Source organism: Vibrio sp. V01_P9A10T6, from assembly GCF_963877065.1.
Lineage (GTDB): Bacteria > Pseudomonadota > Gammaproteobacteria > Enterobacterales > Vibrionaceae > Vibrio > Vibrio anguillarum.
The window spans coordinates 1-7,910 of the sequence record NZ_CAWNTB010000040.1; the positions used below are offsets into that span (position 1 = coordinate 1).

Annotated in this window: 6 protein-coding genes; 3 read left to right on the forward strand and 3 right to left on the reverse strand. The window is 46.0% G+C overall.

The window, feature by feature from the left end:
• Positions 1-20: 20 nt before the first annotated feature.
• Positions 21-1,541: a glycerol kinase GlpK gene (gene glpK / locus AACQ21_RS02425; protein ID WP_026029114.1), complete on the reverse strand. Its 1,521-nt coding sequence runs from the start codon at positions 1,539-1,541 to the stop codon at positions 21-23.
• 52 nt (positions 1,542-1,593) lie between these two features.
• Complete coding sequence (locus tag AACQ21_RS02430; RefSeq protein WP_105976644.1) at positions 1,594-2,448, reverse strand: MIP/aquaporin family protein; 855 nt, start codon at positions 2,446-2,448, stop codon at positions 1,594-1,596.
• Between the two features lie 529 nt (positions 2,449-2,977).
• Here AACQ21_RS02430 and glpA point away from each other — a divergent pair.
• Genes glpA through glpC form a run of 3 tightly spaced genes read left to right on the forward strand, consistent with a single transcriptional unit; the run spans position 2,978 to position 7,160 of the window.
• Positions 2,978-4,627 (forward strand): anaerobic glycerol-3-phosphate dehydrogenase subunit A, encoded by a 1,650-nt coding sequence (glpA, locus tag AACQ21_RS02435; RefSeq protein ID WP_013867918.1) that lies wholly within the window; start codon positions 2,978-2,980, stop codon positions 4,625-4,627.
• Positions 4,624-5,937: a glycerol-3-phosphate dehydrogenase subunit GlpB gene (gene glpB / locus AACQ21_RS02440; RefSeq protein WP_105976645.1), complete on the forward strand. Its 1,314-nt coding sequence runs from the start codon at positions 4,624-4,626 to the stop codon at positions 5,935-5,937. Before glpA ends, glpB begins: the two co-directional genes overlap by 4 nt.
• Positions 5,934-7,160, forward strand: a complete 1,227-nt coding sequence (gene glpC / locus AACQ21_RS02445) for an anaerobic glycerol-3-phosphate dehydrogenase subunit GlpC (protein WP_013867920.1) — start codon at positions 5,934-5,936, stop codon at positions 7,158-7,160. The genes glpB and glpC overlap by 4 nt, the downstream gene beginning before the upstream one ends.
• Before the next feature lie 88 nt (positions 7,161-7,248).
• Here glpC and AACQ21_RS02450 read toward each other — a convergent pair.
• On the reverse strand, positions 7,249-7,910 hold a 662-nt coding region (locus AACQ21_RS02450; protein WP_308514520.1), incomplete at its 5' end, for a 3-oxoacyl-[acyl-carrier-protein] synthase III C-terminal domain-containing protein.

Sequence of the window (7,910 nt, forward strand, 5' to 3'; positions counted from 1 at the left end):
AGAGGCCATAAGGCTAAGTATTACTCTTCGTCATCGTGCATAGTTGCCCAAGCTTGAGCACATTTCACCGCACGTTTCCAACCTTTATAGCGACGATCGCGCTTCTCTTCATCTTGATGAGGAACGAATGTTTTATCGATCACGGCTTTATCAGCAAGCTCATCCAAGCTTCCCCAAAAGCCAACCGCAAGACCAGCTAAATAGGCGGCTCCTAGCGCGGTCACTTCCGTCACTTTAGGACGGTGTACTTCGGTATCAAGCACATCTGATTGGAATTGCATTAAGAAATTATTGGCTACCGCGCCACCGTCTACGCGTAATGCTGACAGTTTGATGCCAGAATCAGCTTGCATTGCATCAAGTACATCACGTGTTTGGTAAGCAACACTTTCCAAGGTCGCACGAATAATATGGTTCGAATTCACGCCACGCGTTAAACCAACAATCGTACCACGGGCATAAGCATCCCAATACGGCGCGCCTAAACCAGTAAACGCTGGCACAACATAAACGCCGTTGGCCGTATCAACTTTCGTAGCGAAATATTCTGAGTCATGCGCATCTGAAATCAGTTTCAATTCATCACGCAACCATTGAATCGATGCACCGCCCATAAAGACTGCACCTTCAAGCGCGTAGTGAGGTTCACCAGCAGGGCCACAAGCTAGAGTTGTTAGCAAGCCATTATGTGAGGTGACTTTCTCTTTACCTGTGTTCATCAATAAGAAACAGCCAGTGCCGTAAGTATTTTTTGCTTGGCCCGCCTCAACACACATCTGCCCATAAAGCGCAGCTTGCTGGTCACCCGCAATTCCAGCAATAGGAATACGTGTCCCGCCTTTACCACCAATGTTGGTTTGGCCGTAAACTTCGGAAGATTTCTTCACTTCAGGCATCATAGACAAAGGAATATCAAACTCTTTTAGGATTTTCTCATCCCAATGCAAGTTGTTGATATTGAAAAGCATAGTGCGAGATGCATTGGTATAATCCGTAACGTGAACACGGCCTTGTGTCATGTTCCAAACGAGCCACGAGTCAATTGTACCAAACAGCAGTTTTCCAGCCTCGGCGTCTTCACGAGCCCCTTCGACATTATCCAAAATCCATTTGATTTTGGTGCCAGAGAAGTAAGGGTCAAGCACTAGGCCTGTATTCTCGCGAATGTACTCTTCTAGCCCTGGGCGTGCTTTCAATTCTTCACAAATGGATGCGGTACGTCGACATTGCCATACAATCGCATTGTAGACTGGTTTACCCGTTTCTTTGTTCCACACCACCGTAGTTTCACGTTGGTTGGTAATACCAATCGCCGCAATTTCATCACTGCGAATACCAGCTTTGCCAAGTGCTTCTACTAGCGTCGAACTTTGCGTCGCATAAATTTCCAGTGGATCATGTTCAACCCAGCCAGCTTGAGGGTAGATCTGGGTAAATTCACGCTGAGAAACACTGACAATGTTAGCATCATGATCTAACACTACAGCACGTGAGCTTGTTGTTCCTTGGTCAAGGGCAACAATATATTTCTGCTCAGTCATGGTCTTTTCCTTATCTTTCACGTTAATCGTTTTATGAAGTGTTATCGTTATTTTAGACGTGAGCTTGCTCACTTTCTTCTACGTCATCACACTGGTTTGGAATGGTGCAGCCTACGCCGACAGTGGGTAAGTACGCGCCAATAAATTTAGGGTAAGCCCATGCCCCAAAACAAGCACCGGCAATAGGGGCAATGATAGGTACGATGAAGTATGGGATATCTTTTGCACCTGTTAGTGCGTAGTCCCAACCAGCTAAGTAGGCAAACAATTTAGGGCCAAAATCACGCGCAGGGTTCATTGCAAAGCCAGTCAATGGGCCAAGTGAACCACCGATAACCGCAATCAGAATACCAATCAGCAATGGGTTCATTGCATTGCGATGTGCGCCGTTATTTTCATCACCTAGTGCCAAAATAGCGAACATTAATACTGCTGTGATGACAAATTCGACCGCCAATGCACCAACAAATGATAATGAAGCATTAGGGTAGGTAGAAAAAATACCCGCTGTGGCTAACGCTTCTTGACTGCTACGTACAAAATTGTGTGCGATTTCATAATCAGTAAAAAGGTTGCTGTACAAGCCGTAAACCAGAGCAGCAGAGCAGAATGCACCGAGCATTTGCGCCGCAATATAGGGAAGTACTTTTGCTTTGTTGAAGCCGTGGAAGGCGGCCAGTGCAATGGTCACCGCCGGATTAATGTGAGCTCCAGAAACACCCGCAGTACAATAGATGGCAATTGCCACACCTAAGCCCCATATTATGCTGATCTCCCATTGGCCATATTGCGCGCCAGTAAGAACTAAACCAGCTACACAGCCAGCACCGAAAAAAATCAGCAATCCCGTGCCGATAAACTCCGCTATACACTCTCCGAGAAGAGTATGTTGTTTTGTTCGAGTCATAGTAAGTGTCCTTGTTTATTTTTTGTGTACACAATGTCTGTGTGCGGCAAATTTTGCACATTTCTCTTCCCACGAAAATTAAAAAACAGCATTTATGAGCGTTCGAGCACAATTTTGTTACTTGCAATATCGTTTTTTGTTAATTAACTCATTATTTTGATCTTCTGCTCATTAACGCAGAGCTTAACAAATGATAGGAAACTCAGGGTGTCTCTATAAACAACGACATAATCAAGTGCAATAACGGATAGAGATATGATTTCATACTGCTAAGAGAGGAATGATGATGAAGTCATCGGATCAGCTCGTAAGCGCATTTGTTCTCTAAAATCCACTCCAGTTGTTAAATTAACCCAACTTAAATTGTTAAACCGTTCATCATTTTGATATGAAATAACATACAAAGATGAAATTACCGCCAAAATCAAACACAATTTCGCTCATTCGCGCTTTTGTGAGCAATATATCGAACATTTTCTATTGAAAATGCCACACTAAATATAAGTTTTTCATCGAATAAGGTTTCACCATGACCACAACCACACGATTTGAAACCGATGTTGTTATCATTGGTGGCGGAGCAACCGGTACTGGGATCATGCGCGACTGCGCACTGCGCGGCATTGCGTGTATTTTGCTAGAAAAGGATGATATTGCTTCTGGTACCACCGGGCGAAATCACGGTTTATTACACTCAGGGGCACGTTACGCAGTTACCGATCCTGAATCGGCCAAAGAGTGCATCCAAGAGAATCAAATTTTAAAAAATATCGCCAGACATTGTGTAGAGAAAACCGACGGCCTGTTCATTACTCTGCCTGAAGACGATCTTGCTTTTCAGAGCACGTTTATCGACGCGTGCGCTCAAGCTGGGATTACAACCGAGCCTCTTTCTGCCAAAGAAGCACTGCGTTTAGAGCCTCACGTTAACCCAAACCTTGTTGGCGCGATCAAAGTACCCGATGGCACACTCGATCCTTTTCGTTTATGCGCTTCCAATGTGCTAGACGCCAAAGAGCATGGTGCGCGGATCATGAACAAAACCATTGTGACGTCGCTGATCCGCCAAGGTGACACAGTATTAGGCGTGCGCTGTTTACAGCTCAACACTCATCAACAATATGAGATTTTCGCCAAAGAAGTGATTAACGCAGCTGGAATATGGGGACAAAACATCTGTGAATACGCCGATCTCAACATCAAAATGTTCCCCGCGAAAGGCTCATTGTTGATCCTTGATTATCGTATCAACAACCTTGTGATCAACCGCTGTCGCAAGCCTTCTGATGCCGATATTCTTGTCCCTGGTGATACCATTTCACTGATCGGTACTACCTCTGAACACATTGACTACGACCAAATTGACAACCTGCACGTGACTGAAAAAGAGGTCGATATACTACTGGCCGAAGGCGCGAAACTGGCCCCCATCATGGCGAATACTCGTGTATTACGCGCTTATGCGGGTGTGCGTCCATTGGTCTCTATTAATGATGATGGCAGCGGCCGAAATATCAGTCGCGGCATCGTATTACTTGACCACGAACAACGCGATGGATTGAAAGGCCTCACCACGATTACAGGCGGTAAATTAATGACTTACCGCCTAATGGCAGAATGGGCGACCGATTTAGTCGCCAAAAAACTGGGCAATAATACCCCTTGCGAAACTCATACTCGCGCCCTACCCGGCTCCAACGAAACCCCAAAACAGGTGAAAAAAACCGCCAGCATTGCCAAACCCGTCTATGAATCGGCTATTTATCGCCATGGTGAGCGCGCACAAAATTTCTTATCTGATGATGCAAAGAGCCAAGCGGTTATTTGTGAATGTGAAATGGTGACCGCGGGCGAAATTGAATACGCAATTAAACAACTCGATGTAAATAACTTGGTCGATTTACGTCGCCGCACTCGTTTAGGTATGGGGCCGTGCCAAGGAGAGCTTTGCAGCTATCGCGCCGCCAGCTTATTTCAAGAATATGGTCACGTTTCGGGAAACCAATCGAGCCAACTGTTGGTTGAGTTTTTAGAAGAGCGCTGGAAAGGCATTAAACCGATTTTCTGGGGAGATGCACTGCGCGAAGCTGAATTCAGTTACTGGATTTACGAAGGCTTGTTCGGAGCCAATGACATTCCAACGCAACACAAGCAAAATGAAAGTGAGGAGACGTTATGATGAAATACGACGTCACAATTATCGGTGGTGGAATTGCAGGTTACAGTGCAGGTCTTCGCTGCTTACAAGCGGGCCTAAAAACAGCACTGATCAGTCAAGGCCAAAGTGCTCTGCATTTTTCATCCGGTTCCATCGATGTTCTGGGTAAACTGCCTAGCGGCGAAGCGGTTGAATCCCCTTTGCTCGCCATGGAAGCATTACGTCAACAAGCCCCGAATCACCCTTACAGTAAAATTGGCGCTGACACTATTTCGCAAGGGTTAATGTGGTTTCAAAAAACGCTGCAGCAGCGCGGCATGCCGCTGACACACCAAGCGGATAATAGTAACCACTATCGCATTACTCCGATGGGGACACTGAAAGCCACTTGGTTATCACAACCTTATGTTTATCAACATAAAGCGAATGCTGATTTCAAGCGTATTGTGCTGCTCGCCATCGATGGTTACCGAGATTTTCAACCACACATGCTGCAAGATAACTTACGCGCTCTACCTGCATTTTCGGCTATCCCAAGTGAGATCATCAATATCACGATTCCGGGTTTCGAAGCACTTCGCCATAACCCCAACGAACTGCGCTCCATCGATATTGCTCGTTTGCTCAAACAACCACATGCATGGCGCAGTTTTTGTGATCAACTGATCCGTCATGCCACTGTGCAAGATCTAGTGATCCTACCTGCCATCATGGGCAATGGTGATGGGTTAACCTTACTGAACAAACTCAAATTGGAAACCAACTTGCAGTTGCATGAAGTCCCGACCATGCCGCCATCATTAATGGGCATCCGCATTGAAGAGACACTCAGCCGAGCTTTTTTAACTATGGGTGGTACCCATTTAAAAGGCGATAAAGTCATCAGTGGTGAATTTGATGGCAACCGTTTGACCGCCATTCATACTCAAAATCTCAATGATATGCCGATTCAAGCTGACCATTTCGTGATGGCTACAGGGAGCTATTTCAGCCAAGGTTTACAGGCTTCTCATCACGGTATTAGCGAACCCGTGTTCCAATTAGAGACGGAGAGCTGTCATGATCGCGCTCTATGGCGAAACCATGCCTTTTTCTCAGCAAACTCTCACCCTTTCATGACCTTTGGTGTGCTGACCAACACGTCACTGAACCCAACTCATCAAGGTAATATCATTACCAATTTATACTGCTGTGGTTCGATGCTCGCGGGTTATGATCCTGTCTTTGAAGGCAGCGGTGGAGGCGTTGCTATTGCCAGCGCTTACCACGCGACCTCTCAAATTATGGCTCAAACTCAATCTCAACCCGTCATTCAGGAGGTATTAGCATGAGCACCTCTTTTGTTGAAGCCGCACCCAAAAACACCTCTTTTGATCAATGCATCAAATGCACTGTTTGTACCGTTTATTGCCCGGTAGCTAAAGCAAACCCACTCTATCCGGGGCCAAAACAGTGCGGGCCGGATGGCGAACGCTTGAGGATTAAAAGCGCAGAGTATTATGACGACCTACTCAAGCTCTGCACCAACTGCAAACGGTGTGAAACCGCCTGTCCTTCCGGAGTAAAAATTGGCGATATCATTGCTGTGGCGCGTGGCAAACATGGCAAAAAAACGCTGAGTCCAAAGCTGGTGCGTGATTACGTGCTGAGCCATACCGATCTTTTTGGCACGATCGCCACACCATTTGCACCGATAGTGAACGCTGCTACGGCTATGCCGATGGTAAAAAAACTGATGCACAAGACCATTGGTGTGCACGATCATAAATCACTTCCCAAATACTCACACGGCACGTTTCGTCGTTGGTTTAAGCAGAACTGCACACGCCAACCCCTGTATAACCGGCAAGTGACCTATTTCCACGGTTGTTACGTTAACTATAACCACCCGCAGTTAGGTAAAGATTTTGTCTCTGTGATGAATGCGATGAATATCGGCGTGCGGTTACTGGATAACGAGAAATGCTGTGGTGTACCGCTGATTGCCAATGGTTTTCACGATAAAGCACGTAAAAATGCGCTATTGAATGTGAAAAATATCGAAGCCGCGGTAGTTGATCGTCAAACAACGCTCCTCTCCACCTCATCAACGTGTTCGTTTACCTTACAACAAGAATATCCTCATGTTTTAGGGGTTGATAATAGTAAGGTGGTCAAACAAATCGAGTACGTCACGCGCTTTCTACTCAAAGAGTTCATGAGCGGTAATGCACCTAAAATGAAACCCGTTAACTTGAAAGTGGTTTACCACACCCCTTGCCACCTTGAACGCAGCGGTAATGTCATTTTTACCATTGAATTATTAAAAATGATTCCGGGATTGGAGTTAGTGGTCTTAGACAGCGAATGCTGCGGCTTAGCGGGAACCTACGGTTTTAAAGAAGAGAACTATGACGTTTCAATGAAAATTGGCGCGCACCTGTTTGATGCAATCAAAACATCGCAAGCTGACTATGCGATTACCGATTGTGAAACCTGTAAATGGCAAATTGAAGAAAATACCGCGTTAGAAACCATTCATCCAATTAGCCTGCTCGCCATGGCGATTGCCTAGTTTACACACCTAGCATTGAGAGTAAAACAGGCCACATTGTGGCCTGTTCTCATACTGCTTGTACTGTGTAACATTCGTTTTCTAAACGTTATTTAGATAGCGGGCGCTGCTGGCAGTGCTCAATTGCATTGGCCAATAATTCTAACGCACTGGACTGACACTCTGGTAACTGCGCTTGGCTACGGCTAATCGCGGTAACACGCTCGCCCCATTTGATGTGCCCAGCCCCCCAAGTTAAGCCCGCCCCGAAAGCAGCCACCAGCAGGTTATCATTCGGTTTGATTTTCCCTTGTTCTACCGCTTCACACAATGCAATAGGTACGGTCGCGGCAGACGTATTACCATAGTGTTGAATGTTAACAAATGCTTTATCTTGGCTAATACCTGATAAGTCACACAAGGTTTGAATGATGCGAATATTCGCTTGATGCGGGATCACCACATCAACTTGTTCGGTTAAAAGACCGGAACGCGCCAGCACAGTTTGCGCCGCTGCGCCCATGCCTCGAACCGCACGTTTAAAAATCTCTTTCCCAACAAAATCAAAATCCCAATACCCATTGTCAGCGGCAAAACGATCCATCGATGAGCCAAATTTAGGCACCGCCAAAATATCACGCCCTTCTGCATCACAACCGATTTGTGCATCTTGCAAACCCACTACTTTATCGGTTTTACTCAAGACAACAGCACCAGCACCGTCACCAAATAACACGGCGGTATCACGTTTGGTCCAATCAATGTAAAAAG